21 protein-coding genes are annotated in these 25,235 nt (G+C 63.9%); 15 read left to right on the top strand and 6 right to left on the bottom strand.

Annotated features, from left to right (window positions below; genetic code table 11):
• Positions 1-4: 4 nt before the first annotated feature.
• On the bottom strand, positions 5-610 hold the full coding sequence (locus tag LN996_RS03560) for an NAD(P)-dependent oxidoreductase (RefSeq protein WP_231338801.1): 606 nt from the start codon (positions 608-610) through the stop codon (positions 5-7).
• 95 nt (positions 611-705) lie between these two features.
• Here LN996_RS03560 and LN996_RS03565 point away from each other — a divergent pair, with 95 nt between their 5' ends.
• Positions 706-1,104 (top strand): helix-turn-helix domain-containing protein, encoded by a 399-nt coding sequence (locus LN996_RS03565; protein ID WP_231338802.1) that lies wholly within the window; start codon positions 706-708, stop codon positions 1,102-1,104.
• A 48-nt stretch (positions 1,105-1,152) separates the two neighbouring features.
• Here the strand turns inward: LN996_RS03565 and LN996_RS03570 are convergent, their stop codons facing one another.
• Together LN996_RS03570 and LN996_RS03575 are read right to left on the bottom strand one after the other, a co-directional pair.
• Positions 1,153-1,854 carry an ABC transporter ATP-binding protein gene (locus LN996_RS03570; protein ID WP_231338803.1) on the bottom strand — a complete coding sequence of 234 codons (702 nt, stop codon included), beginning with the start codon at positions 1,852-1,854 and terminating at the stop codon, positions 1,153-1,155.
• Positions 1,855-1,878: 24 nt separating this feature from the next.
• Positions 1,879-2,958: an ABC transporter permease gene (locus tag LN996_RS03575; protein WP_231338804.1), complete on the bottom strand. Its 1,080-nt coding sequence runs from the start codon at positions 2,956-2,958 to the stop codon at positions 1,879-1,881.
• Between the two features lie 195 nt (positions 2,959-3,153).
• On the opposite strand from LN996_RS03575, the gene LN996_RS03580 reads away from it, so the two are divergent.
• The 8 genes from LN996_RS03580 (at position 3,154) to LN996_RS03615 (ending at position 16,252) form a co-directional block, all read left to right on the top strand.
• Entirely contained in the window at positions 3,154-4,431 is a 1,278-nt protein-coding gene (locus LN996_RS03580) for a sensor histidine kinase (RefSeq protein ID WP_231338805.1), read from the top strand.
• Positions 4,428-5,084, top strand: a complete 657-nt coding sequence (locus LN996_RS03585; protein ID WP_231338806.1) for a response regulator transcription factor — start codon at positions 4,428-4,430, stop codon at positions 5,082-5,084. The genes LN996_RS03580 and LN996_RS03585 overlap by 4 nt, the downstream gene beginning before the upstream one ends.
• A gap of 116 nt (positions 5,085-5,200) precedes the next feature.
• The gene (locus LN996_RS03590) at positions 5,201-9,049 is read left to right on the top strand and encodes an NPCBM/NEW2 domain-containing protein (RefSeq protein ID WP_231338807.1); all 3,849 of its coding nucleotides are present in this window, start codon (positions 5,201-5,203) and stop codon (positions 9,047-9,049) included.
• A gap of 105 nt (positions 9,050-9,154) precedes the next feature.
• Positions 9,155-11,143 (top strand): penicillin-binding transpeptidase domain-containing protein, encoded by a 1,989-nt coding sequence (locus LN996_RS03595; RefSeq protein ID WP_231338808.1) that lies wholly within the window; start codon positions 9,155-9,157, stop codon positions 11,141-11,143.
• 14 nt (positions 11,144-11,157) lie between these two features.
• Complete coding sequence (locus tag LN996_RS03600) at positions 11,158-12,414, top strand: FAD-dependent oxidoreductase (RefSeq protein WP_231338809.1); 1,257 nt, start codon at positions 11,158-11,160, stop codon at positions 12,412-12,414.
• A 48-nt stretch (positions 12,415-12,462) separates the two neighbouring features.
• On the top strand, positions 12,463-14,145 hold the full coding sequence (locus tag LN996_RS03605; protein WP_231338810.1) for an ABC-F family ATP-binding cassette domain-containing protein: 1,683 nt from the start codon (positions 12,463-12,465) through the stop codon (positions 14,143-14,145).
• 155 nt (positions 14,146-14,300) lie between these two features.
• A complete protein-coding gene (locus LN996_RS03610; protein ID WP_231338811.1) occupies positions 14,301-15,068 on the top strand; it encodes a DeoR/GlpR family DNA-binding transcription regulator in 768 nt (255 codons plus the stop codon).
• The gene (locus tag LN996_RS03615) at positions 15,065-16,252 is read left to right on the top strand and encodes an MFS transporter (RefSeq protein WP_231338812.1); all 1,188 of its coding nucleotides are present in this window, start codon (positions 15,065-15,067) and stop codon (positions 16,250-16,252) included. Before LN996_RS03610 ends, LN996_RS03615 begins: the two co-directional genes overlap by 4 nt.
• Here the strand turns inward: LN996_RS03615 and LN996_RS03620 are convergent.
• Positions 16,197-16,901: a phosphatase PAP2 family protein gene (locus LN996_RS03620; protein ID WP_231338813.1), complete on the bottom strand. Its 705-nt coding sequence runs from the start codon at positions 16,899-16,901 to the stop codon at positions 16,197-16,199. The two genes, LN996_RS03615 and LN996_RS03620, sit on opposite strands and share 56 nt — an antisense overlap.
• Positions 16,902-16,989: 88 nt before the next feature.
• On the opposite strand from LN996_RS03620, the gene LN996_RS03625 reads away from it, so the two are divergent.
• From LN996_RS03625 to LN996_RS03645, 5 genes are all read left to right on the top strand, one after another.
• The gene (locus tag LN996_RS03625) at positions 16,990-18,492 is read left to right on the top strand and encodes a bifunctional phosphatase PAP2/diacylglycerol kinase family protein (RefSeq protein ID WP_231338814.1); all 1,503 of its coding nucleotides are present in this window, start codon (positions 16,990-16,992) and stop codon (positions 18,490-18,492) included.
• A 147-nt stretch (positions 18,493-18,639) separates the two neighbouring features.
• Entirely contained in the window at positions 18,640-19,584 is a 945-nt protein-coding gene (locus LN996_RS03630; protein WP_231338815.1) for an ABC transporter ATP-binding protein, read from the top strand.
• A gap of 2 nt (positions 19,585-19,586) precedes the next feature.
• Positions 19,587-20,438: an ABC transporter permease gene (locus tag LN996_RS03635; protein WP_231338816.1), complete on the top strand. Its 852-nt coding sequence runs from the start codon at positions 19,587-19,589 to the stop codon at positions 20,436-20,438.
• A 20-nt stretch (positions 20,439-20,458) separates the two neighbouring features.
• Positions 20,459-21,748: a sensor histidine kinase gene (locus LN996_RS03640; RefSeq protein WP_231338817.1), complete on the top strand. Its 1,290-nt coding sequence runs from the start codon at positions 20,459-20,461 to the stop codon at positions 21,746-21,748.
• Entirely contained in the window at positions 21,745-22,437 is a 693-nt protein-coding gene (locus LN996_RS03645; RefSeq protein WP_231338818.1) for a response regulator transcription factor, read from the top strand. Before LN996_RS03640 ends, LN996_RS03645 begins: the two co-directional genes overlap by 4 nt.
• Here the strand turns inward: LN996_RS03645 and LN996_RS03650 are convergent.
• Positions 22,431-23,141, bottom strand: a complete 711-nt coding sequence (locus tag LN996_RS03650; protein ID WP_231338819.1) for an HAD hydrolase-like protein — start codon at positions 23,139-23,141, stop codon at positions 22,431-22,433. The genes LN996_RS03645 and LN996_RS03650 overlap by 7 nt on opposite strands.
• A 70-nt stretch (positions 23,142-23,211) precedes the next feature.
• Here LN996_RS03650 and LN996_RS03655 point away from each other — a divergent pair, with 70 nt between their 5' ends.
• A complete protein-coding gene (locus tag LN996_RS03655) occupies positions 23,212-23,661 on the top strand; it encodes an Lrp/AsnC family transcriptional regulator (RefSeq protein WP_231338820.1) in 450 nt (149 codons plus the stop codon).
• A gap of 1 nt (position 23,662) precedes the next feature.
• On the opposite strand, the gene LN996_RS03660 is transcribed toward LN996_RS03655, so the two are convergent.
• A complete protein-coding gene (locus LN996_RS03660) occupies positions 23,663-25,051 on the bottom strand; it encodes an aspartate ammonia-lyase (RefSeq protein ID WP_231338821.1) in 1,389 nt (462 codons plus the stop codon).
• Positions 25,052-25,235 lie beyond the last annotated feature (184 nt).

Genomic DNA, 25,235 nt, shown 5'->3' on the forward strand with positions numbered 1-25,235 from the left:
GACGTTAGTTGGCGGCGGTGAAACGGGCGCGGCGGTAGGCCGGGCGTTCGATCTCATCCAACATCGCAACGGCATAGTCCTGCGTGGAAATGCTGTTGCCTGCAGGCGAGTCCTTGGCCACGTTGTACTCCCCGGTGCGCTCACCCGGCTGGATCACGGGTGCCGGAGCCAGAACGGTCCAGTCGATGTTCTCCGGGGTCTGCTTGACGGCTTCGAAGGCCTTGGCAGCGGTGGTGGCCTCAGCTTTGTACGCCTCCGGGAAGTCCGGGGAATCGAGCAAGCGGACACCATCGATTTCCAGGGTTCCGGCACCGCCAACGATCATGAGGCGGGTCCCTTCGGCGTTGCTGTAAGCGGCAGCCATGGCGTCGAGCCATTCTCCGTGGTCGCCGCCGGTGCGGCTGGGGCCCGTCGCCAACACAACGACGTCGTGATCCTTTGCGATGGAGGCGAAGGCCTGGCCGTCAGCCAGATCAGCGGCCTGCGCTGCGGCACCGGTTACCTCTGCGCCCTTCCGGGAGATGGCCGTGACCTGGTGGCCGCGGGTGAGGGACTCGTTGACGATCTGGCTGCCGACCATGCCCGTTGCGCCGTAGACTGCGATTTTCATAGCTCTCCTTGGGGTTGGTATCCTCGAATAAGTCAAAGGTATCCAACGGATACTGATAGCTTCAAAGAAACCTAGTTACCTCAGGGATACTCACAATGGAACCGAAAGACCTCCCGGCCAACATCCTGGACCCCAACTGCCCGTCCCGCGTGATCTTCCAGCGTATCGGGGACAAGTGGGCGTCCCTGGTGATCCAGGTACTCGGCGATGGGCCGGTGCGCTTCTCCGACCTTCGCAAGATGGTCAGCGTGGTCACCCCTAAAGTCCTGACGCAAACGCTGCGGGCACTGGAACGCGACGGACTCATCACCCGGACCGTTCACGCCCAGGTACCGCCGCGGGTGGACTACGAACTGACGGCGGTGGGTGAGTCCCTGCTGCAGCCCCTGTCCATGCTTCGCGAGTGGGCGGAGAGCCACGTCCCCACCATCCTTGAGGCCCGCGATGCCTACGACGACGCACAGGACGAAGCCCTCCTCGGCTCCCCCAACTGAGTAGCAGCAAATGCCCTTATGGTGGCTCAATAGAGCGTCTGCTGCTACCTACTTGGGCTGGGCGGACGGGACCAACGCGCGGCTGATCCGCCCGTCCCGCATGGTCGCGACTGAATCCGTCAGGGGCAGGAATTCGGTGTCGTGCGTGACCATCACGGTAGCCGTTTGGAACTCATCGGTGACGCTGCGCAAAAGCCGGACAATTGACTCGCTCCGTTCGTGGTCGAGGGCAGCGGTCGGCTCGTCCACCAGCAGGACAGTGGGACTGCCCATGAGGGCCCGGGCAATGTTCACCCTCTGACGTTGACCGCCGGACAACTGGTGTGGACGCTTGTGCGCGGCCCCGGACAGGCCTACGACCTCCAGCAGCTCAACCGCCTTGCGGCGCGCCTCCTTCAACGGATTGCCGCGCAGATGCTCGCAGATGAGTAACTGCTCGACGGCGGTCAGCGCAGGCAGCAGGTTCGGTTGCTGGAAGATGATTCCCACCTTGTCGCGGCGCAACTCTGTGCGTTCGGCCTCCTTGAGCGCGGAGACGTCCTGCCCATCGATGACGACCAGCCCCGCAGTGGCCTTGACGAGGGTAGCGGCTACAGCGAGCAGCGAGGATTTGCCGGACCCGGAAGGGCCCACCAGGGACAGGAACTCCCCTTGCTGCACGGCGAGATCCACAGCGTCCAGGGCCTTGAGGGTGGATCCGCCGTCCGGATATTCGAGGGATATGTTGACGAGGTTGAGAGCGGTGGTCATGGTGTATTCCTTTCGAGGAAAGTATTAGTTGCCGCCGAGGGCCAGCAAGGGGTCCACCTTGGTGACTTTGCGAACGGCGAGGACGGCGCCAGCCAGGCCAAGGATGACGATCCCGGCAACCGGCAGCAATGTGGTGAGGGGAGTGATCAGGAACGGAGCGGCCTGGGCCGCGAAGAGTCCCCCGGCGAGGCCCATGGCACCACCCACTGCGGCGCCCGCCAGCAGGACCATGGCTGCCTGGGCCAAAGCATCCTTCAATACGTACGAGGAGGAGGCGCCCAGCGCCTTGAGCACTGCGATGTCGCGCGTCCTTTGGACTGTCCAGACCGTCAGGAAGGCAACAATGACCAGCGCGGAAATTCCGTAGAGAAATGCCTGCATGAGCATGAGTGATCCGTTTTCACTTTTGTACGAGGCCAAGGCCTGGAACGAACCCACAGGATCCATGCTCACTGTGCCGGCCGCCGCATTGGCGGCGTCGAGGTCCAAGGAGGTGCCGGCGTCGTGCGTTACCGCGAGCACGGTAGCGGTGCCGGGGGTGGCGTGGGCGATGGTTCGCCAGGTTTCCAGGGTGGTCCAGACGACACCCGTGTGTGAATACCACTGGTCCTCAACAACTGCCGAGACGGTCAGATCAGTTCCGCCGACACGAACGCGGCCGCCGGCCTCCAACGACAGGTCCTTGGCCAAGGATTCGCCGACCACAACGGTCCCGTCCTCCACAGTGGACGGTGCCAAGGAGCCGCCAAAGACTGCGACGTTCGCTGTGCCGCCCGGCGCGCCGCCATCGCTCACGGGCTGAAGCCGGGATTGGCTGATTCCCACTGCCTGGGCGGAAGCAACGCCGGGCTGTTCCCGCCACGCCTCGAGCTGCTGGCCGGAGACTTCCGACTCGGTATACGACGCCTTGGGCTCACCGCCTGCAGGCGCGCCGAACACGATTTGCTGAACGGGCAGGGCCGCAATGGCCGACGTCGACTGATTGCCCAGGCCTGCCGTCAGCCCGGAAAGCATGACGAGCAGCAAGGTGATCAGGGCGACGACGCTGCCCATGAGCGCGAAGCGGCCCTTGGCGAAACGAATGTCGCGGATGGCGAGAAACATCAGAGTCCTTTGCTTGATTGCGGGCTTGATCCCGGCTCTTTCCACTCTTCCGGCGATGGCGCGCCGGGACATCGTGAGGTGGATGGATTGGCGCGATCCGAGGGGTTGAGCCGGCTATCATCCGAATGGTTGATTCGCGCGTCGCGGCGCCGAATCCGGGCCTTGAAAGGAAGCGCCAGGGATACGCTGGGAGGCATGCAGTCCACCGGTGCCGCCACCATCCTCCGTGTCCTGCGCGTCTGCCTGCACGTGGGTTTCGCAATTCTCCTTCTGGTTGCGATTGGGCGCTTGCTGACTGGTGTCGGATCTGCCGGGGCGCCTTCTCCCGTGGCTGTGGTGGGTGGATTGGGCTTGTCCGCCGTGCTGGCCCTCGTTTACCTCGCCGGAACCATCCTGGAGAAGCGCCACTCAGGCGATGCCGGCCGGTTCGACCCCACTCCCTATGCGCGGTGGTGGCTGGCCGCTGTCATGCTGCTCTGGTTGCTGCTCCTGCTGGTCAGCAGCGACTTCGCGTGGGTGGCTTTTCCCCTGTTCTTCCTCCAGCTTCATCTGTTGCCCCGGCGCTTGTCGTTGCCCGCTATTGCGCTCAGCACGGCACTGTTGGTTGGTGCTTTGTGGTTCCATAGCCGGGGTTCGGCCGACGGCGGATTGCAGCTCGCCATGGTCCTGGGACCGGTGTTCGGGGCGGGCTTCGCAGTGGTGACCGGGCTGGCGTACAGAGCTTTGTTCCTGGAGGCCGAGAATCAACGCGTTGTGGCCGACGATCTCCGGCGGACGCGCGCCGAACTCGCCCAAACCCAGCACGACGCCGGCATGCTGGCTGAGCGTGAGCGGCTGGCCCGCGAAATCCACGACACCCTGGCTCAGGGATTCTCCAGCATCATCCTGATGGGAAGGTCCGCGGAGAAGGCCTTGGACGATGGGGACGCGCAGGCGGCCAAGGAGCGGTTGAGGATCGTGCAGGACACAGCATCGACGAACCTTGCGGAGGCCAGGAGCTTTGTCCGGGGCCTGCGTTCACCTGCCTTGGAACAGTCTGGCTTGGTGGACAGCCTGCGCAGGCTCTGTGGAAAGACGGAGACCGAGGCCGCTGCCCGTGGAACGGCCTTGCGGTGCCGTTTCGCACTGGTGGGCACGCCCGTGGAGCTGCCCAACACGTACCAGACCACCTTGCTCCGGGCCGCTCAGGCCTCCCTCGCGAACGTGTGGGCGCACGCCCACGCACGTGCCGCCGTCGTGACTTTGTCCTTTCTTGGCGCCGAGGTGACACTGGACGTTTTCGACGACGGTATAGGTTTCGAGCCCTCGACGGCGGCCCGTACGGCGCGGGGCGACGGCACCGGCGTCGGACTTATGAGTTTGCGCGAGCGGCTTGCCGCGCTGGAAGGCAGCCTGGAGATCGAGTCGGCTCCGGGCGAAGGAACCGTGGTGGCCGTTCGGGTACCGCTGCCGGTAGATGAAGGTGTGGCATGAGTGAAATCCGTGTCCTGTTGGTGGACGACCATCCCGTGGTCCGTGCCGGCCTCCGCGCAATGTTGGCTGAGTTCCCGGGCGTCACGGTAGTTGCCGAAGCGTCTGACGGCGATGCTGCACTGGCTGAGCTCAGCAAGCTGCATGCCCTCGGCGAGCCCGTGGACCTGGTCCTTATGGACCTCCAGATGGGGGCCGGCATGGATGGGGTCACGGCCACCGGGAAGATCAAAGCGGGTGAGGCCGGGACTCCCCCGCCGCCCGTGCTGATTCTGACCACGTACGACACCGACGCGGACATCCTCAACGCGGTGGAGGCAGGCGCGAGTGGCTACATGCTGAAGGACGCTCCGCCTGAGCAGATCCGCCAAGCTGTGCTGTCGGCAGCTGCCGGTCAGACTGCGCTGGCACCTGAGGTCGCGGCCCGGCTCATGGGGCGGATCCGGAATCCTGCGCCGGCGTTGAGTGCCCGGGAAGTCCAGTTACTGGAGCTGCTCGCGACGGGCATGAGCAACCGTGCCATGGCCAAGCAACTCTTCATTTCCGAGGCGACTGTAAAGACCCACCTGGTGCACATTTACGCCAAGCTCGGGGTGGACAACCGCACGGCGGCCATCTCGGTTGCGACGCAGCGCAGGATCATCCGCGGGCACTAAGTTGGGTCGGCAATTTTGGTGAAACGGTTGACCTTTTGCTCTTTTGCAGTGACGATTAGTGCACGTTTCGCTATGAGTTAGATCACAAAAAGTCACTCGTCGAAAGTTGGCCCCACATGTCCGCACCCTCCTTGGGCCTGTCCGGCGCTGCCCCCAGCAGCTCCGGACGCGCCAAAAAAGGTTCGTTAGCCAGAAAGGCCGCGTCACTCGGCCTCGCCTCCCTCCTCCTCGCAGGTGCCATCCCTGCGCTCACGTTTGCCGCGGCCGCCAATGCCGTGCCCGGCGACCCCGCCGCCACTAAAGCCGTCACCCCCGAAGTACCTGTCGATGCAGCTGGAGTACCCCTTGGTGCGGTGACAGGCTTTACCCAGTCCGGCAACGTCGTCGACCTTTCCACCGGGAACGGCGCCATTCGCGTCACGTTCCTGGACGACGGCAACTTCCGCCTTGAAGCGGACCCCAGCGGAAAGTTCACGGACCCCGCCAACACGGACCAAGGCGACCCGGCCAGGACCGCCAACATCGTGGTGGGCAAGGACAAGTTCGCCGGGACCACCCCAACCGTCACGGATGGCGACTGGCTGGTCCTGAAGACCGCGAAGATCACCGTTGAGATCAACAAAGCCACCACCCAGCTCCGGGTTCTCAGGGCTGACGGTTCCTTGGTCCTGGAAGAGTCCGCGCCCATCACCTTTGGGGCGAACTCCGCCACGCAGCACCTCGCGCAGCAGGATGGCGAGCAGTTCATCGGCGGCGGCATGCAGAACGGCCGCTCCGTCCACACCGGCGCCCTCATCAACATCGCCAAGAACTTCGACTGGGACGACGACGGCTACCCCAACGCCGTGCCCTATTACATGTCCTCCAAGGGCTACGGCGTCCTCCGCGACACCTTTGCCCGCGGTTCCTACAACTTCGGCGGCCAGCCCACCACCACGCATGAGGAAAAGCGCTTCGACGCCTACTACTTCGTGGGCGATTACAAGCAGTCCCTGGGCGCCTACACCACGCTGACCGGCAAGCCGATGATGCCACCGGTCTACGCCCTGGAATACGGCGATGCCGACTGCTACAACCGCTCCAACCCGGGTTATTCATCCTCAGGCTACGGCGATCCCGACGGCGCCAAGCAGCGCACGCCCGACGCCATCAAGACCGCGCGGAAGTTCGTCGAGAACGACATGCCCGCGGGCTGGATGCTGGTCAACGACGGATACGGCTGCGAATATCAGCAACTCCCGGAAACCGTCAGCAACATCGAGGAAGAAACCGATCTCAAGGTTGGCCTGTGGACCCAGCGTTCCCTGACCAACCAGGAGTACGAAGTAGGTGAGGCCGGGGTCCGGCTCCGCAAGCTTGACGTTGCGTGGGTGGGGCAGGGCTACCGCCAGGCCCTCACCGGTTGCGAGGCAGCACACGGCGGCATCGAGCAGTACTCGAATGCCCGCGGCACCTCGCTGATGGTGGAAGGTTGGGCCGGCTCCCAGCGTTGCGGCATGCAGTGGACGGGTGACCATTCAGGAAACCTCGACGCCGTCCGCTGGCAGGTCTCGGCCCTCACCGGCGCCGGCAACTCGGGTTTGGCGTTCACCACGGGTGACGTGGACGGCATCTTTGGCGGCTCTGCGGAGTCGTATGTCCGCGACCTTCAGTGGAAGGCCTTCGCGCCGGCGCTCTACTCCATGTCCGGCTGGGCGGCTACGGATAAGCGTCCGTGGCTCTACGGCGATGAAGCCACGGCCATCAACCGCCAATACCTCCAGCTCCGCCAGCAGCTCATGCCCTTCATCTACTCGTTGGCGCAGGAATCCTCCACCACGGGCGTATCGATGATGCGCTCCATGGCCCTCGAATTCCCCGACCAGCAGTGGTCCTACGGTGCCGAGGCGAACAACCAGTTCATGCTTGGCTCCGACTTCCTGGTGGCACCGGTCTTCACCCAGACAGATGTCCGTAACGGCATATTTCTTCCGGCAGGCCAGCAGTGGGTGGATTACTGGACCGGCAAGCTTTACCAGGGCGGCCAGATCCTCAACGGCTATAACGCACCCTTGGACAAGCTGCCTGTGTTCGTTCGTGCCGGAGCGGTGATCCCGCAAGGCATCGTGGCCCGCAACGCCTCCTTGGTTCCGGAAGATTCCATGATCACCCTGGACGTTTACGCCCAGGGCCAGGACACGTTCACGCTCTACGAGGATGACAAAGTCACCCGCGAATTCAAGGACGGAAAGTCCTCCAGCCAGCTGTTCGCAGTGGACGCTCCGGGCAAGGGCAACAGCAGCGTCAAGGTGTCCATCGGTGAACGGAAGGGCGAGTACACCGGCAAGGCCGCTGCCCGACCGTATGAGCTGAAAGTCCACGCCGGCGCAGCTCCCAAGGACGTCAAGATCGGGGGCACCAAGCTCACGCAGCACTCCACCCAAGCCGCCTACGCCGCAGCAACAACCGGCTGGTACTTCGATGAGGCCAACAACGGCACCATCTGGGTGAAGACGGGTTCCATCGCTTCCAACCAGTCCGCAACGGTTCAGCTCCAGCAAGCAGGTCCGCTGGGTGGCAAGAGCCAGGAAGACACGGCGGCCGAAGTTCGCGTGACCACTGGCCAGCAGGTCTTCCAGGACCAGGAAACCACCGTCACCGCGGCCTTCGTGAACACCGGAACCAAAGCCAAGACCAACGTGGTCCTGACGCCGGTTCTCCCTGAGGGGTGGACCGTGGTCTCTTCCACCGGCGCAACTGCGGCGAAGGTCAACGGTGGCGGGACAACCACGGCAACATTCGTCATCAAACCCGGCTCCAGCGCCAAGGCAGGCCAACAGACCGTGCGGGTTTCGGCGTCGTACACTGCTTCGGGCTCCGCCCAGTCAGTGACCGGCGGCAACCAGATCTACGTCGCTTACGGTTCCTTGGCCGCCGCGTACAACACCGTTTCAGTCACCACCGTGGCAGGTAAGGCACTCGGAAACTTCGACGGCGGAGGGGCCACCTTCGCGGCCGAGCAGCTGGCTGCCGCTACGGTACCGGCTGGCGGTGTCCGACCGGGCAGCACGGTAACGGTGGACGCCGGGAAGCCTACGCAGGTGGACTACACGTGGCCGGCCGTCGGGCCGGACGTCGCCAACTCGGTGGCATTGTCCGCGCAAACGATCGCCGTCAAGGGCAAGGGAACCCACTTGGCTGTCCTCGGATCCGCAGCGGTTGGGAACGGCACCAGTCCCGAGCTCACCCTGACATATGCCGATGGAAGCATGGAAAAGCAATCGATCTTCTTCCCCAACTGGTTGCAGCCGTCCGTGCTGAACGGGGCAGTGTTGGCGGTGTCCGAACAGGGCCGCAACAACGCCAACGGCCCGTCGCCGGAGTACACGCAGTACAAGTACCAGGCGTTCTCCAACACTGTCCGGTTGAACCCCACCAAGGAGTTGGCGTCCGTGACGCTGCCTACCGATACGCGGGTGAAGTTCTTCGACTGGAAGGTGACCTCCCAGCCACTGCCGAACGTCCCGGTTGGCTCCGTATATGCCTCCGAGACACCTTGGGTCCAGGCCCTGAACGGCTACGGCGTGATCGGCAAGAACGTGGCCAACAAGGACTCGGCGTCGTCCCCGGACAAGCCCCTGGCCATCAATTACACGGACCCCGCAACCGGGCAGCAGCCCGTGTTCACCAAGGGTCTTGGCGTCCACGCTGCCTCGAAGATCACGTATTACCTGGGCGGAAAGTGTTCGACATTCACCTCGCAGGTGGGCCTTGAGAGCGGTTTCGGCGGCAACATCATCTTCAAGGTCAACGCAGACGGCGTGAACAAGTACCAGTCGCGCACGTACACCCCCGGATTCGCTCCGGAATCGGTGTCTGTTGACCTGACAGGCGTGGCCTACGTGGAATTGGTGGTGGACCCGTCCGGTTCCATCAACGGCGCGCATGGTGTCTGGGGTGATGCCAAGTTCACGTGCGCTCCCTAGTTTGATTTCCAGACAGCCGCCGCTTGCCGCCTCTTCCCGGGGATGGCAGGCGGCGGCTGTCCGCTTCCCGGGCACGACAAGAAACTGTCAGGGGAACGGGGCATAATGTCGCAAATGGGGAAACTGAAAATGCAGCAGGGTTTTGTCCTTGGTCTCGTGACTCTTGTCATGGTTGGTTCACTGACCGCCTGTGATGACGGACGGGCCGGTGCGGAGGGAGCAGCCAAGCAGCTGGCCTCCTCGCTGTCAGCGCTCGACGTCGGTTCGCTGGCCGTGGAGGGCAAGGACGCTGCCGCGGCCAACGATGAACTCAAAGCCGTCTTCGAGGGCCTTGACGCCAAGCCGTCGGTTGCGTCCGGGGAGGTGAAACTCGACGGCGACACCGCCACTTTCCCCCTTAACTACAGTTGGAACATTGGCTCGGCCAAGTGGGAGTACAGCTCCGAAGCCACGCTGAAGAAGTCGGGCGACAAGTGGGCGGTCCAATGGAACCCTGCCCTGCTTGCGCCGCAGCTCTCCGACGGTGAAACTTTGTCGGTCAAGACCGTTGCCGCCCAGCGCGGCCAGATCCTTGGTGCCGGCGACGCCCCGATTGTTGAGGACCGGCCTGTCTTCCGGGTAGGCATCGACAAGACCAAGGTTCCCGCCGAACAGGCCGATGCTTCTGCGCGTGCCATGGCAGCCCTTCTGGGACTGGACGCCGAGGAGTACGCCAAGCAGGTTGCTGCTTCGGGACCCCAGGCTTTTGTGGAAGGCCTTGTACTCCGTGCCTATACGGCGGACATCACTGAAGCCAGGATCAAAGCCATCCCTGGCGGTGTCAGCATCCTGGACTCCATGGCCCTGGCTCCCACCAGGACCTTTGCCCGCGCGCTGTTGGGCAGCGTTGGGCAAGCCAGTGCAGAGCAGATCGAGAAATCCAATGGCGTCCTGCGAGCCGGAGACACCACGGGAACCGGCGGCCTGCAGCAGAAATACGACTCGTTGCTGCGCGGCAAGGACGGCGTGGAAGTCGTGGCCACCCCGGCTGAAAAGGCCGAAGGAGAGACCCCCGGTACCAAGGTGTTCTTCTCGTCCCTTCCCTCGCCGGGCACCACCCTCAAGACCACCCTGGACCTGAAGCTTCAGCAGCTGGCGGAGGAAACGTTGGCAGGAGTCGAGCCGGCGTCTGCCATTGTGGCCCTCAGACCATCCACAGGCGCCGTTCTTGCCGCAGCGTCCGGACCGGGCAGCAACGGCTACAACACCGCACTTCTGGGGCAGTACGCTCCCGGGTCCACATTCAAGATCGTTGATTCGTTGGCCATGTTCCGCAACGGCGCCACCCCGGATTCCACCGTGGAATGCCCCTCCACGCTGACTGTCGATGGCCGAACCTTCAAGAACGCCGAGGGCTACCCCGAAACCTCGCTGGGCTCCGTGGCTCTGCGGGATGCGTTTGCGCACTCCTGCAACACTGCCTTCATCAACGCCCGCGAAACCGTCAGCCAGGACCAACTCGAATCCGCTGCACAGGCCTTGGGTGTGGCCGTTGAAGCCCCCAAGCTGGGCGCTGACGCGTTCCTTGGCTCGGTTCCCGGCGCCGCAGAAGGCACCGAGCACGCCGCTTCCATGATCGGCCAGGGCAAAGTCCTCTTCTCGCCACTCTCGGCAGCCGTCATGGCCGCGTCCGTAGCCAACGGCGCCCCGGTTTCACCGCAGCTGGTGCTGAACGCCGATGCAGCACAGGACCCCAGCGCAGCTTCGACCCCCACTGAAAGTGGCTCCGCATCGCCGTCGTCCGCTTCCGCAACAGCAAGCGCTGCGCCAGCGTCCACCAAGCCGATCACCAAGGAAGAAGCCGCTGCACTGGCGGACATGATGCGCGCCGTGGTGACATCCGGCCACGCCGGCTTCCTGGCGGAGGTGCCCGGGGCACCCGTAGGAGCCAAGACCGGTACCGCGGAATTCGGCAACGACAACCCGCCGAAGACACACGCGTGGATCGTGGCTACCCACGGCGACCTCGCAGTCGCCGTGTTCGTTGAAGACGGCGGGCTTGGCGCTACCACCAGCGGGCCGTTGTTGAAGTCGTTCCTTACTGCGGCGGGCTGATTCGGAGGCAGACTATGACGGCAGGTACCCAGTGTGTGGTGGTCGGCGGAGGGCCGGCAGGGATCGTACTGGGGCTGCTGCTTGCCCGTGCCGGCGTCAGGGTGACTGTGCTGGAAAAGCACGCCGACTTCCTGCGTGATTTTCGGGGTGATACCGTCCACGCCTCAACCATTCGGCTCTTGGATGAGCTGGGCCTCGGAGAAGGATTCCGCGCCCTTCCCCAGAGCAAACTGGGCAATTTCCGGCTACCGACCGGGCCAGGCGACTCAGTGGTCCTCGCTGATTTTGGACGCTTGAAGGCCCCCTACAATTACGTGGCCATGGTGCCGCAGTGGGACCTGCTCAACTTCCTGGTGGAGGCAGCTCGACAGGAACCTGCGTTCACGTTGCTGATGAACACTGAGGCCACGGACTTGCTGCGCCATTCCTCGGGCGCTGTTGCGGGAGTGGCATACCAAACCCGCGATCCCCTGACCGGTTCTGTTGTAGCAACCGGCGAACTGAAGGCGCCTTTGACGGTGGCATGCGATGGACGCGGCTCGGTGCTCCGTACCAAGGCCGGGCTGGTGCCGCATGAATTTCCCGTGCCGTTCGATACGTGGTGGTTCAGGCTGCCGCGAACCGCAGGCGAGGACGAACCAATGTCCTCCATCTCGCCGCGTTTTGGCGCCTCTGACGTACTGCTGAGCCTGACCCGCAAGGATTATCACCAGATCGCGTACTTGGCCGCTAAAGGCTCGGACCCACAACTGCGGGCTGCAGGGGTGGAGGCCTTTCGCGACAAGGTTGCCAGCCTGCGGCCGGATCTCGCCGACCGAGTGGACACCATCGAATCCACGGACGACCTCCACCTCCTGGACGTGAAACTCAACCGCCTGCCCCGATGGCACCGGCCGGGGCTATTGCTCATTGGGGATGCCGCGCATGCGATGTCCCCAGCCGGCGGTGTGGGGATCAACCTTGCGGTGCAGGACGCGGTGGCGGCAGCGCGCGTGCTCGCGTCGCCTTTGCTAGGTGAAACGCTCGACGACGGACACCTCGCCGCGGTCCAAAAGCGGCGCTGGCTTCCCACTGTCATCGTCCAGACCTTCCAGCGGGTCCTGCACCGAGTGGTGTTCGCGCAGGTCATGGCCGGCAAGCAACCGAAGCCTCCCAAGCCCTTGGTCTTCGTGGCGAGGAACTTTCCTTCCTTCGGGAAGCTGCCGGCGCGAATGATTGCCTTCGGTCCGCGTCCCGAGCATGCGCCGGAATTTGCCCGCCGGAAGCCGTAGCCGAGTACCGCCGTCGAGCCTTATCCCGTGCCGTGGGAGGATTGAAACGTGGCCCATATTGACGTTTCCGGCATCGACTACTTCCTCTCCGACGGCACCCAGCTGCTCAACGGAGTGACCTTCAAGGTCCCCGACGGCACCAAGACCGCTCTCATCGGACCGAATGGCACCGGTAAGACCACCCTGTTCAAGATCATCTCCGGCGACCTCACGCCGGACGAAGGTGTTGTGGGCCGTTCAGGCAACATGGGCATCATGCGGCAGTTCGTGGGCCAGGTCCGCGACGAATCAACCGTCCGCGACCTTTTGGTTTCCACGGCCCAGGCCGGGCTTGCTGCCGCTGCAAAGGCGGTGGAGGACGCAGAGCTCGCCATGATGGAGCACGACGACGAGCCCACGCAGATGAAGTACGCCCAGGCGATCGTGGACTGGGGCGATGCCGGCGGGTACGACGTCGAGACCGTCTGGGACGAAGTCTGCATGGCCGCGTTGGGGATTTCCTTCGACAAAGCGCAGTTCCGCCGCGCCTCCACCCTGTCCGGTGGCGAACAGAAGCGCTTGGTGCTGGAAGCGCTCTTTGCCGGCCCGGACGAGCTCCTGCTCCTGGACGAACCGGACAACTACCTGGATGTCCCCGGCAAGCGTTGGTTGGAGGGCAAGCTCAATGAGTCCAAGAAGACTGTGCTGTTCATCAGCCACGACCGAGAGCTGCTCAACAACGCGGCCGGGCGTATCGTCACGCTCGAGCCAGGCATCAACGGTGCCGGCGCATGGATCCACGGTGGGGGCTTCGGCTCCTATGTCGAGGCCCGCGCCGACCGCAACGCCCGGTTCGAGGAACTCCGCAAGCGCTGGGACGAGGAGCACATCAAGCTCAAGGAACTCGTCAACATGTACAAGAACAAGGCCGCGTTCCGCTCTGACATGGCCAACAGGTACCAGGCAGCGCAGACCCGCCTGGCCAAGTTCCTGGAGGCGGGACCGCCCGAGGCGCTGCCCATCGAGCAGAACGTGAAGATGCGCCTCAAGGGTGGTCGCACTGCCAAGCGCGCCGTGGTGGCGGAGAAACTCGAACTGACCGGGCTCATGAAGCCGTTCTCCACCGAGATCTGGTTCGGTGACCGCGTGGGCGTGCTGGGTTCCAACGGATCGGGCAAGAGCCACTTCCTGCGGCTGCTCGCCACCGGCGGCACCGACCCGGAGCGGGAGCACCTGCCCGTGTCCGACGTCGTTATTGCTGAAGTGCCGCACGAAGGGGCCGTGAAGCTTGGCGCCCGCATCAGGCCCGGGTTCTTCGCCCAGACCCATGTGCGTCCGGATCTTCTGGGCCGGACCTTGCTGGAGATCCTGCACCGCGGTGACGAACACCGCTCGGGTCTCCCCCGCGAGGCCGCTGCCGGAGCGCTGGACTCTTACGGGCTGGCCGGTCAGTCCGAGCAGAAGTACGAGTCTTTGTCGGGTGGTCAGCAGGCACGTTTCCAGATTCTGCTTCTTCAGCTCTCTGGGGCTACGCTCCTGCTGCTCGACGAGCCGACGGACAACCTGGACCTGCACTCGGGCGAGGCCTTGGAGCGGGCGATCGACGCTTTCGAGGGCACCGTCCTGGCCGTGACCCACGACCGCTGGTTCGCCAAGTCCTTTGACCGTTTCCTGATCTTCGGTTCCGACGGCAAAGTCTATGAATCCGAAGAGCCCGTGTGGGACGAGAAACGGGTGGAGCGCGCCCGCTAACCACGGATCCACTCTCACCTATCGGCGACTTTCCGCGGACGCTCTTGCACTGGCTGCGAGAGCGTTCCGCTTTAAGCGACGGGAGGTGAGAGAACGTCTGTGCGTAAGTGATCACAACGCATGATTAAATGCGCAGAGCTTGCTACGGTTGGAGAATGGGAACTGCTGACCGCCACCGGCTCATAGGCGAGCTGCTGCGCACGCGCGAACAAGCCACTGTGGATGAACTGGTGGATGCCACGGGGGCTTCCGGTGCCACGATCCGCCGGGACCTTGAAATCCTTGCAGCCAACGGGGTGCTGAAGCGCGTCCACGGTGGTGCACGAAGCTTGTTGGCCCGGGGAGAAAACCCAGGCTACGGGCAGCGCGAGCTGGAAGACCACGACGCCAAGATCCGCATAGCGGCGGCCGTTGACGACCTCATCAGGGACCGGGAGCACGTGTGGCTGGACAGCGGCTCAACCGCAACGGAGATCGCCCGCAGGCTTGCCACACGGGAACTCACGGTCATGCCCATGTCCCTCCACGGCGTCGAGGCTTTGACAGGAAAGACGGCTGGCAGGGCACCTGAACTCATCCTCCCCGGTGGCAGGCTTGTCCAAGGCGAACAATCATTCCGGGGACCCATGGCGGAAGCCAACATCCGCTCACTAAGGTTCGACACCGCCGTCGTAACTCCCTGCGCCCTCAACCTCAAGGACGGCCTCCTGGCCCACGACCTTGACGATGCGGCAGTGAAACGCGCCGGCCTCGAATCGGCGGCGCGCGTCATCGTGGCGTCCGCAGGCAGTAAATGGAATGCCAGCGCCGTGGCCCTGGTTACCGCCATGGAGGCCGTGGACGTCATCGTGACAGACCAGGAACCATCCCCAGAAGATCTCGCCCGGCTCAACAAACTCTCCGTGGAAGTTGTGATTGCATGACCACCAACACCAGAAGCACCACCAACGTCAATGCAGCGGCGGTGGCGACCTTCCTGATCTTCGGCATGAACGGTCTGGTGTTCGCCAGCTGGGCTGCCCGCATTCCGGCCGTTACCGAGGCCCTCAGCCTTACCTCAGGCCAGATGGGCACCCTGCTGCTCTGTACAGCGGTAGGGTCCTTGCTTGCCCTGCCATCGGCCGGCTGGGTGGTTGGCAGGATCGGCACAGCGAACACGGTTCGCGTTGCGGGGATCGTTGCGGGTGCTGCCGGTGCAGCCATTGCCTTCTCGCTGATGGCCGCGTCAGTTCCGGCCACGGCAATCGCGCTGTTCTTCTTCGGCATCGGAATCGGCCTGTGGGATGTCGCGCAGAACATCGAGGGAGCTGACGTTGAGCACCGGCTCAAGCGCACCATTATGCCCCAGTTCCACGCGGCCTTCTCCGGTGGCGCCTTCCTGGGCGCGCTGATCGGCGCCGGACTGTCCCAGCTCGGTGTTGGTTTGCCAGAGCACCTGCTGGTCATCGCCGCCATTGCCGTCGCCCTCGCGCTGACGGTCCCCAGATACTTCCTGCCGCACGAGTCAACGGAAATTCACGACGGCGGCGTGCCGGCTGAGAAGGGCCCCTCGGCTTGGCGCGATGGCAGGACGCTGCTCATCGGGGTCGTGGTCCTGGGTGCCACCCTCACCGAAGGTGCGGGCAACGACTGGATCGCAAAGGCGGCCGTTGATGGTCTTGGCGCCTCCGAATCCACGGGCGCGTTGCTGTTCGCGCTCTTCGTCCTGGCGATGACGGTCATGCGGTTCCTCGGTGGCAAGGCGATCGACAGGTTCGGCCGTGTGACGGTACTCCGGGCCAGCATGGCAGCGGCCGCAGCTGGCCTGGCGTTGTTCGTCTTTGCCGGCAACGTCGTTCTGGCAGGGATCGGCGCGGCGCTGTGGGGCATCGGGGCGGCCCTGGCCTTCCCCATGGGCATGTCAGCCGCAGCGGACGACCCCAAGCACGCCGCAGCCCGGGTGTCTGTTGTTTCCACCATCGGCTATATCGCCTTCCTGGCAGGCCCGCCGCTTCTGGGCTACCTGGGCGACCACACCGGGATCCACCTGGCCTTGCTGGCCATCGGAGCGCCTATTCTGCTCGCTCTTCTGCTTGCAGGGGTCGCGAAGCCTTTGCCGCCCAAATAGTTCTTCCGCCGGCTTTGGCGTTCTCCTCGGTGCATATATCCCGGAAGCGCCACCACAGGAGCAGGACGACACCGGCAGCCAAGCAGGCGCCACCGAGGACATCGCTCAGCCAGTGGGCCGAAAGGTAGGTCCTGCTGATCATCATGGCGATGACTCCAAGGGTGGCGATCGCAGTCATCCACCAGCGGGCGATGAGTACAACCAGCACCATCAGGAAAGCAGTGGTGGCCGATACATGCCCTGAAGGGTATGAACCGGTGTCGGTCAAAACCTTTGCGCCTTCGGGCCGGCTTCGCCCCACGACTGTTTTGGCCAGTTGCGTGAGCGCCAGCGCGGAGATGCCGGAAGCGGCGACGAAGATCGAGGTCATGGGTCGGCGCGCCACAACAAGCGCAACTGCGAGCAGCGTGTGGAAGATCAGTACACCCACATATCCGGCCCAATTGAGCACTGTATTCACGGCATCCCAGAACGGCGAGTGCAAGGTGAATGAGTAGGCCTGCCACATGGTGTCCACGCCGTTGAAGGCCGGCTCGCCTTGCCCGGCCAGCAACATCCCGGCCGGGACCGCAAAAGCGCACAGCAGGAGCAGGCCGGGAGTCACCAACTGCCACTCGGGCCGTTGACGCCGAAGGATGTCGCGAACCATCACTACATCGTAGCCATGGCCGCCAATGCAAGGCTGCGTACTTCGGCTCCACGCCACTAGGGCAGGCCACAAGGGTTACTGTGTTGGGATGCGAGGTTTCGTGGGCAAGGGCCCCAAACGGGTTGCACGGCTTGACCATTTCCTGGTGAGGGCGGTGTCCCGGCAACCCCAGGGCGATCACGACGTCTTCTTTCGCAGGCTCTCTGCCGTTGCCACCAAAGGGAAGCTGTGGTTTGGTGTCGCGGGAGTCATGGCAGCTTTCCCCGGCAAGCCACGCAGGGCAGCCCTTCACGGCCTCCTGGCTTTGGGCGTTGCCTCCGGCGTCACCAACGTCATCTTCAAGCGGGCACTCCCCCGGTCCAGGCCTCTTCCCGAGCACCTTCCGCTGTTCCGCTTCGTGAATCCCCAGCCGACAAGTTCCTCCATGCCTTCGGGCCATTCTGCATCTGCGGTTGCCTTCGCTGTGGGCGCCGGAATAGTGTCCCCGGCTATCGGACTTGCTTTGGCCCCTATTGCAGCAGGGGTGGCCTACTCCCGCGTGCACACCGGCGCTCATTGGCCCTCCGATGTGGTGCTGGGTTCGGCTCTCGGCGCCGGCGCCGCGTTGGTGACACGCAACTGGTGGCCAGCCCGGCCGCCGGAGCCAACTCCCCGCCGCACGCCCGTGGAGGCGCCCGCAATCCACGACGGCGAGGGGCTCAGTATTGCGGTCAACGTCATGGGTGGTTCCTACACGCCGGAGACGGGAGAGCTCCTGAAGGAGATATTCCCGAAAGCGCATATTCGGGAATTGGTGGAGGGCGATGACATTGCGGCCGGGATGGAGGCCGCAGCAACCCGACCAGGCACCGTTGCACTGGGCGTATGGGGCGGAGACGGAACGGTGGGCACTGCGGCTGCGGCCGCCGTCGAACATTCACTCCCGCTCCTGGTGCTGCCGGGCGGAACCCTCAACCACTTCGCCCGCGACGTGGGCACCAGCTCGATCGACGACGCCATCGAAGCGGTGACCAAGGGGCAGGCAGCGTCCGTTGACCTGGGGCACGTCGTGGTCCAGCGCGGGTTGCCGGAGACTCCGGAGATCACCGAGCTGGCGATGCTGAACACCGCCAGCGTAGGGGTGTATCCCAATCTAGTCCGCAGGCGTGAGCGGCTCCAGCCGGCGCTCGGGAAACCCGTGGCAGGACTGGTTGCCTCCCTGCGCACCTTTGGCGTGAACTCGCCCACCACGCTCACCGTGGACGGAGTGAAACACAAACTTTGGATCCTTTACCTGGGGCGCGGCCGCTACTACCCGCGGGATCACGCCCCGCTTCGCAGGCCGGTGCTGGACGACGGCGTCCTGGACATTCGGATGATCACGGCGGACGAGCCGTTTGCCCGCGCGCGCCTGCTGTGGGCGGTGGTGACAGGCACCGTCGCAGCGTCCAAAGTCACTCATCTGACTGAGGCCACCACCATCACTGTGGAAGCGATAGGGCAGCCCCTGGTCCTGGCCGTGGACGGTGAGCCGAAGCCTGGTGTCCGTACGGCCACGTTCATTGCGAAGCCGCGCGAACTCCGCGTGTACTCGCCGCTGCCGGCTGGCTGATCCGGCGCGGGTCATCCGGGAGGACTACCCTGACTGGACCCTGAATCATCCCTGAGACAGGCGATTTACTTCCCGTCCGTGAGTAGCGTTGTGAGTACATTCAAAACTCACTTGCACACTCATGTGCTCCGAGGAGGGAACGCTTCCATGATCGAAGCAAAAGGCCTGACCAAGGTCTACGGCGAGAAAACCGCCGTGGGCGGTGTCAGCTTCACTGTCCAAGCCGGACGGGTCACGGGCTTCCTGGGTCCGAACGGTGCCGGCAAGTCCACCACCATGCGCATGATCATGGGGCTGGACTCTCCCACGGCAGGACTTGTGACCGTGAACGGTGAACCGTTCGCCCAGCACAAGGCCCCGCTCCGTGAAATCGGTGCCCTCCTGGACGCGAAGGCTGTCCATACGAGCCGCACTGCATACAACCACCTCCTTGCCATGGCGGCCACGCACAGCATCCCCAAGAGCCGGGTCCGCGAAGTCATCGAGATGACCGGCCTGAGTGACGTGGCGAAGAAGAAGGTCAAGGGATTCTCGCTCGGAATGGGTCAGCGCCTCGGTATTGCCGCCGCGCTGCTGGGCGACCCGCAGACCATCATCCTGGATGAGCCCGTCAACGGCCTCGATCCCGAAGGCGTGGTGTGGGTCCGCAACCTCGTCAAATACCTGGCCTCCGAGGGCCGCACAGTCTTCCTGTCCAGCCACCTCATGAGCGAGATGGCACTGACGGCCGACCACCTCATCGTGATTGGGCGCGGCAAGATCATTGCCGACGCACCCATCGCCGAAATCATCACGGGCAAGGGCCAGGCGCGGACCCGAGTCCGTACGGACCAGCCGGAGCGGCTCATGCAGCTTCTTGCCGGGACCGGCGTTTCCGTTGAAGTCCACGAGCGCGAACTACTCGAGGTGTCCGGACTGGATCCCCGGGGCATCGCCAAGACTGCGCTTGAGAACCAGGTCATGGTCTACGAACTGACCCCGCTCCAGGCGAGCCTGGAAGAGGCCTATATGGAACTGACCAAGGACGAGGTCGAATACCACTCGCACATCACCACCGGGGCCTCGGTTCCCGCTCAGGCCGGAGGGAAATAGACATGAGCACCACCACTTTGGACCGCAGGTCCATTCGTAACTCCGTCGGTCCCGGACCGGCTTTCCACCGCGTGCTGAACTCGGAATTCATCAAGTTCCGTACCCTGATGTCCACGTTGATCCTCCTGGCTTCCACCGCGATCGTCATGGTTGGTTTCGCGGCCCTCGCGGCATGGGGAACAGGAAGTTTTGCAGAGCAGGCCGCACGGGATCCCGAAGCTGCAGCAGCAATCGCAGCGCAGGGCGGGGATCTGGCCGTCAGCATCCCAACATCGGGTATTTCCTTCGCCCAACTCATCCTCGGTTCCTTGGGCGTCCTGCTCATGAGCTCCGAGTTCACCACGGGCATGGCACGCTCAACGTTTGCTGCCGTACCCAAGCGGCTTTCACCGTTCCTGGCCAAGCTCATTGTGGTGGTTGTGAGCGCCTTCCTGCTGACTGCCGTGTCCACCTACATCGCGGGCCTGGTGTCGCTGCCGATCGTGGATAACTACGGTCTCAAGCTGGATCTTGGCAGCTCACAGTCCATCAAGCTGCTGCTGGTCAACAGCATCTACGTTGCAGCCGTGGCCGCCATTGGTATGGCACTTGGAACAATCGTCCGCAACTCCGCAGGCGGAATCATGAGCCTGGTGGGCATCTTCTTTGTTCTGCCGATCGCGTTCCAGCTCATCCCGGGCGACTTCTTCAAGGAAGCCAGCAAGTACCTGCCCACCAGCACGCTCAGTCCGCTGACCGCCGTCGAACATGTTCCGGACACGCTCGAAGCGTGGCAGGCGGCCCTGGTTCTGGGCGCTTGGGTGGTTGTGCCGGTAGCGCTGGCCATGATCCTGCTGAAGAAGCGTGACGTCTAGGCGCAGTCTAGGCTCAATTCATGACTGAAGCTCCACAGGTGAAGGACGCATCGGCCCCCGCGGCCGATGCGTCCTTCGCTGAAATTGCCCAGCGTCGCAGGGGCAGGATCCGCCGCTACTTCTACAAGCGGCCTCGTGCGATGGATGTTGTGGTGGTCCTCTGCTACGTGCTGTTGGCCCTGCCCACCATGGTCACCTCCATCATCGACGGCAAGTGGCTCGTGGCCGTGCTGCTTGCGCTGATCGCCGCCGTACTGATGTTCAGGCGGCGGTTCCCCCTCCAGGTGGTTGCCGCCGTCGGGCTCTTGGAAGTTGCGGCGACCATCCTGAACCCGTGGGGTTCAAACGTTTCCGCCGGCCTGTGGTTTGCGCTATACGCGTTCGCATCCATCAAGAAGCGTGGCATCGCCCTGGTGGTCTTTGCTGCGGCGAGCCTGCCGCTGAGCCTCCTGTACTTGTTCATGTGGACAAGTCCGAGTCAGATGGGCACCCTGCAGGACGTTCCGGAGAACTTCCACCTCATCAACAACATCGCCACGGCAATCACCATCATGTTGTCCAATCTATTGGCCACCGGCATCGGCATTTCTGTTCGCCAGCGCAGGGAACATGAGGCCGAGATCGCCGCCTGGGCAGCCCGGACCACACAGCTGGGCAAGGTCACCGAGCGGAACAGGATCGCGCGCGAAATGCACGACGTCGTGGCTCATTCGCTGACGGTGATGATCAGCCTCTCGGACGGCGCAGCCGTAGTGGTCAAGAAGGATCCGGAGCGTGCCGGCGAAGTCCTTAGCGAACTGTCGCGTACCGGCCGTGCCGCCCTGGCAGATATGCGTCGCGTCCTTGGTGTCCTGCGTGATGATTCGGGCCGGCCCGCACCGCTCACGCCGCTCGCATCCGGACACAACCTGTCCAAGCTCCTGGACGGCTTCCGGACCGCGGGACTGCCGCTGCATTATGCGCATTCAGGTCCAGCCTTGCCGGCAGACCCTGCTTTCGAGCTCACCGTCTACAGGATCGTCCAGGAATCGTTGACCAACGTCCTCCGCTACGGCCGGTCGCTGAGCCGTGTGGACGTCCAAGTGGCCCGCGACGGCGACCGGGTCACCATTGACGTGCTCGACGACGGCCGCGGAACCCACGAAGGTGGCAGCGACTCCGTGGGAAGCCTGGGTACTGGCCAAGGCATTGCCGGGATGAATGAACGCGCCGGAATCTATGCTGGAATCGTTACTGCCGGTCCGGGAAAAAGGGGAGGCTGGGCGGTCCACGCCGAGCTCCGCTGGAACGGCGACAAGGGGGAATCATGACAGAAGACATCATCAAAGTGCTGCTCGTTGACGATCAGCCGCTGCTTCGAATGGGGTTCCGGCTGATCCTCGAAGGCGAAGAGGACCTTCACGTTGTAGGCGAGGCGTCCGATGGCGTCGAGGCCGTCCGCCAAGTAGAAGCCCTGCAACCGGACGTCGTGCTGATGGATGTACGGATGCCCGCCATGGACGGGATCGAAGCGACCCGTCGCATCTCGGATTCCGGTTCGGACGCCCGGGTCATCATCCTCACCACCTTCGACCTTGATGAGTACGCCTTCACTGGTTTGCAGGCCGGGGCCTCAGCGTTCCTGCTCAAGGACGTGGCCCCCTCGGAGCTGGTCCACGCGGTGCGTTTGGTGGCCAGTGGCGATGCCGTGGTTGCTCCCCGGGTAACGCAACGGCTCCTGGAAACGTATGTTCGTGGTGGTGCCGTGCCCGGTCACTCGCCCAGCCAGCACCGCGATCCGCTGCTGGACGAGCTCACACCGCGTGAAACCGAGATCCTCACCACCATCGCCGAGGGCCTGTCCAACGCGGAAATTGCCCACAAGTTCTTCCTCTCCGAGGCCACCGTGAAAACCCACGTGCGCCGGATCCTCAGCAAGCTGCAGTTGCGGGACCGTGTCCAGGTTGTGGTTTACGCGTACGAAACCGGGCTTGTGGTGCCGAGCAACCCGGACTACTGAACCGCCGTCGATTGCTGCGCGGGTCCTTGCAGCAGCGGTAAGAGTTCGCCGGGAGAAGACGCGGTAGCAGCGGCGTGGACGGATTCGCCGGGTTCCCCGTAGCCCCAGAGCGCGAAGATGGCAGGTATCCGGAAGCTGGCTGCTCCGTCAACGTCGTATATCCGGTCGCCCACCATGACGGGCCGCGATGTGTCGACGCCGCGTGAACGGAGCCGGTTCAGCGATTCCGCGATCACATCGTCTTTGCGCGAGCGGCCGTGGGCATCGGACGCGCCACAGACATCCGCGAAGTAGTGGGCTACGCCAAAGTGGCGGGTCAGCCTGATGGCTTGGTCCTCTACTTTCGACGTTGCCACCGCCATGGGGATGCCCCGTAAGTGCAATTGATGAAGGAGCGCCTCAACACCGTCGTAGAGCTGGGCCTGGGCAGCTCCGGTCCTGGCGTAGGCCGCCCGGTAGTGCTGGAGAGCAACCTTCGCCACGTTCTCGTCAAGCCCAACGACGCTCCGGAACGAGTCAATCATGGGTGGTCCCACGAACCGGCGCAACTGGTCAGGACCTGGCACGGTGGCTCCCACAGAGGCCAGTGCTTCTGCCGCACTGGCGGTGACTCCCTTGGCCGAGTCCACCAGCGTGCCATCCATGTCGAACAGGATGCACGAGTAGGCCCCCGGGAGTGGTTTGTGGTGCTCTGGACGTATCATCTTCTTCGTGGCCTTTCGGTCAGGGCAGGAGCCTCTGGGCTCCTGAGGGGCTTTTACTGGGAAGGGATTCATGGAGCGTGCGGGCCTGGACGGCATCGATCAGAGGATCCTTTCGGAGCTCACCAAGAACGCCCGTGTCCCGCACGCCGAGCTGGCCGGAAAGGTCCTGCTTTCCAGGAATGCTGTCCGCCAGCGGATCGAGCGCATGGAGCGGCAGGGCTACATCCAGGGTTATACCGTCGTGGCCGGAGTAGGGACCCAGGATCTTGTGTCTGCATTCCTGATGGTCTACCGGAAAGACCGCATGCGGGGAGCGGATGTTCTGAGTGAGCTCAGGGCGATTCCCGAAATCGTTCTGTGTGATGTGCTGAGCGGTGACTTTGATTTGATCGTGCGCGTCGAAGCCCGATCCCATGGCAGGGTGCAGGAGATTTGGGAGCAGATTTCTGCCCTCCCCGGCGTGACCAACACCGTCACTGCCATGACCTTGTCCAACGTGATTCGACGGGTATCGCAGTAACTCAGCGTCCGTACGCAGAGGCGCCCTCAAGGATCATTTGGGCGGCGTCCCGTTCCATGAGTCCCATCGATGTGACGGCATCGACCACTGCCATGCGTCCACTCAACGCACGATTGGCCACCTCCGCAGCGGCTGCGTAGCCAAGGGCGGGTATCAGCGCGGTGGCCAGTCCAGCAGAGCCCGCAGCCCGCCCACCAAGCAGTTCCTCGTTTGCCGTGATGCCCTGGACGCAATGGGTCCTGAGAATCCTCGCGCCGTTGGTGAGCCAGGAAAAGCCCTGCAAAAGGGCATGGGCCATGACGGGTTCAAAGGCATTCAGTTGCAACTGGCCGTTGTCGGCGGCCATGGTGACGGTGGTATCCGCACCAGCAACCGCAAAAGCGATCTGGTTCAGGGTCTCGGGAATCACCGGATTTACTTTGCCCGGCATGATGGATGACCCCGCCTGGCGGGGTGGTAATTGGATCTCCCCGAAGCCATTTTGCGGACCGCTGGACAGCAGTCTCAGGTCGCTGCTGATTTTGGAGATCTTGATGGCCGATCGCTTGAGCATCCCGGATACATGCATGAAAACCCCGACGTCGGATGTCGCCTCCAGCAGGTCAGTCGCCGGTACCAGGGGCAGCCCGGAAATTTCGGAAAGGGCATCAACGGCCCGCTCCCGGTAACCGGGCTCGGCCGTGATCCCTGTCCCGATCGCGGTTGCTCCCAGACTGCATTCGAGCATGAGCCCCGCGGACTCCCTCAGGCGGCATCTGTCTTCCTCAATCGTGGCGGCAAAGGCTCCAAACTCCTGACCGAGCGTCATGGGGACGGCGTCCTGCAGCTGGGTTCGCCCTATCTTCACCACGTGGGCGAAGGCGGCCCCTTTCTCCCGCATGGACTGCGTCAATTGGCCTAGTTCGTGGTCAAGGTCCTGTACGGCGGTGATCAGTGCGAGCTTGATGGCGGTGGGGTAGACATCGTTGGTCGACTGGCATTTGTTCACGTGGTCGATGGGGTGCAGATGCTGGTAGCTGCCACGGGGGTGGCCCATGGTCTCCAGGGCTACGTTTGCGATGACCTCGTTGGCGTTCATATTGGTGCTTGTCCCGGCGCCGCCCTGGATCATGTCCACGCAGAAGTGCTGGTGATGCTGCCCTTGTTCGATGTCCCGGCAGGCGTGGCTGACCGCGGTGGCTATGGCGGGATCCAGGACTCCAAGGCCGGAGTTGGCGTGGGCGGCCGCGCGCTTTACCTGGGCCAGGGCCACCACCAGTCCGGGATACCGGGACACGGGGATCCCGCTGATGGGGAAATTATCCAGGGCCCGGGCAGTGTGGGCGCCCCACAAGGCATCGGCTGGGACGCGGATGGATCCCAGGGAATCTGATTCGAGGCGATACGTCATAGGGGGTGCAGTCCTTTCGGGAACGGTCCTGTGCCAGTCGGCGGGGGGGGGGGGGGGGGGGGGGGGGGGGGGGGGGGGGGGCGCGCCCCCCGGCCGGCGGGGGGGGGGGGGGGGGGGGGGGGGGGGGGGGGGGGGGGGGGGGGGGGGGGGGGGGGGGGGGGGAGGCCGCGGGCGGGGGGGCCGG

Origin of the sequence: Arthrobacter sp. AK01 (genome assembly GCF_021109375.1) — a bacterium.
In the GTDB taxonomy this organism is placed as follows: Bacteria; Actinomycetota; Actinomycetes; order Actinomycetales; family Micrococcaceae; genus Arthrobacter.

Coding starts and splice junctions, on each gene's coding strand:
- LN996_RS03655 (WP_231338820.1), top strand. CDS start 23,212: ATGGAGCGTGCGGGCCTGGACGGCATCGATCAGAGGATCCTTTCGGAG.
- LN996_RS03575 (WP_231338804.1), bottom strand. CDS start 2,958: ATGTTTCTCGCCATCCGCGACATTCGTTTCGCCAAGGGCCGCTTCGCG.
- LN996_RS03600 (WP_231338809.1), top strand. CDS start 11,158: ATGACGGCAGGTACCCAGTGTGTGGTGGTCGGCGGAGGGCCGGCAGGG.
- LN996_RS03570 (WP_231338803.1), bottom strand. CDS start 1,854: ATGACCACCGCTCTCAACCTCGTCAACATATCCCTCGAATATCCGGAC.
- LN996_RS03640 (WP_231338817.1), top strand. CDS start 20,459: ATGACTGAAGCTCCACAGGTGAAGGACGCATCGGCCCCCGCGGCCGAT.
- LN996_RS03625 (WP_231338814.1), top strand. CDS start 16,990: ATGCGAGGTTTCGTGGGCAAGGGCCCCAAACGGGTTGCACGGCTTGAC.
- LN996_RS03620 (WP_231338813.1), bottom strand. CDS start 16,901: ATGGTTCGCGACATCCTTCGGCGTCAACGGCCCGAGTGGCAGTTGGTG.
- LN996_RS03635 (WP_231338816.1), top strand. CDS start 19,587: ATGAGCACCACCACTTTGGACCGCAGGTCCATTCGTAACTCCGTCGGT.
- LN996_RS03585 (WP_231338806.1), top strand. CDS start 4,428: ATGAGTGAAATCCGTGTCCTGTTGGTGGACGACCATCCCGTGGTCCGT.
- LN996_RS03560 (WP_231338801.1), bottom strand. CDS start 610: ATGAAAATCGCAGTCTACGGCGCAACGGGCATGGTCGGCAGCCAGATC.
- LN996_RS03565 (WP_231338802.1), top strand. CDS start 706: ATGGAACCGAAAGACCTCCCGGCCAACATCCTGGACCCCAACTGCCCG.
- LN996_RS03595 (WP_231338808.1), top strand. CDS start 9,155: ATGTCGCAAATGGGGAAACTGAAAATGCAGCAGGGTTTTGTCCTTGGT.
- LN996_RS03645 (WP_231338818.1), top strand. CDS start 21,745: ATGACAGAAGACATCATCAAAGTGCTGCTCGTTGACGATCAGCCGCTG.
- LN996_RS03615 (WP_231338812.1), top strand. CDS start 15,065: ATGACCACCAACACCAGAAGCACCACCAACGTCAATGCAGCGGCGGTG.
- LN996_RS03650 (WP_231338819.1), bottom strand. CDS start 23,141: ATGATACGTCCAGAGCACCACAAACCACTCCCGGGGGCCTACTCGTGC.
- LN996_RS03610 (WP_231338811.1), top strand. CDS start 14,301: ATGGGAACTGCTGACCGCCACCGGCTCATAGGCGAGCTGCTGCGCACG.
- LN996_RS03580 (WP_231338805.1), top strand. CDS start 3,154: ATGCAGTCCACCGGTGCCGCCACCATCCTCCGTGTCCTGCGCGTCTGC.
- LN996_RS03630 (WP_231338815.1), top strand. CDS start 18,640: ATGATCGAAGCAAAAGGCCTGACCAAGGTCTACGGCGAGAAAACCGCC.
- LN996_RS03590 (WP_231338807.1), top strand. CDS start 5,201: ATGTCCGCACCCTCCTTGGGCCTGTCCGGCGCTGCCCCCAGCAGCTCC.
- LN996_RS03660 (WP_231338821.1), bottom strand. CDS start 25,051: ATGACGTATCGCCTCGAATCAGATTCCCTGGGATCCATCCGCGTCCCA.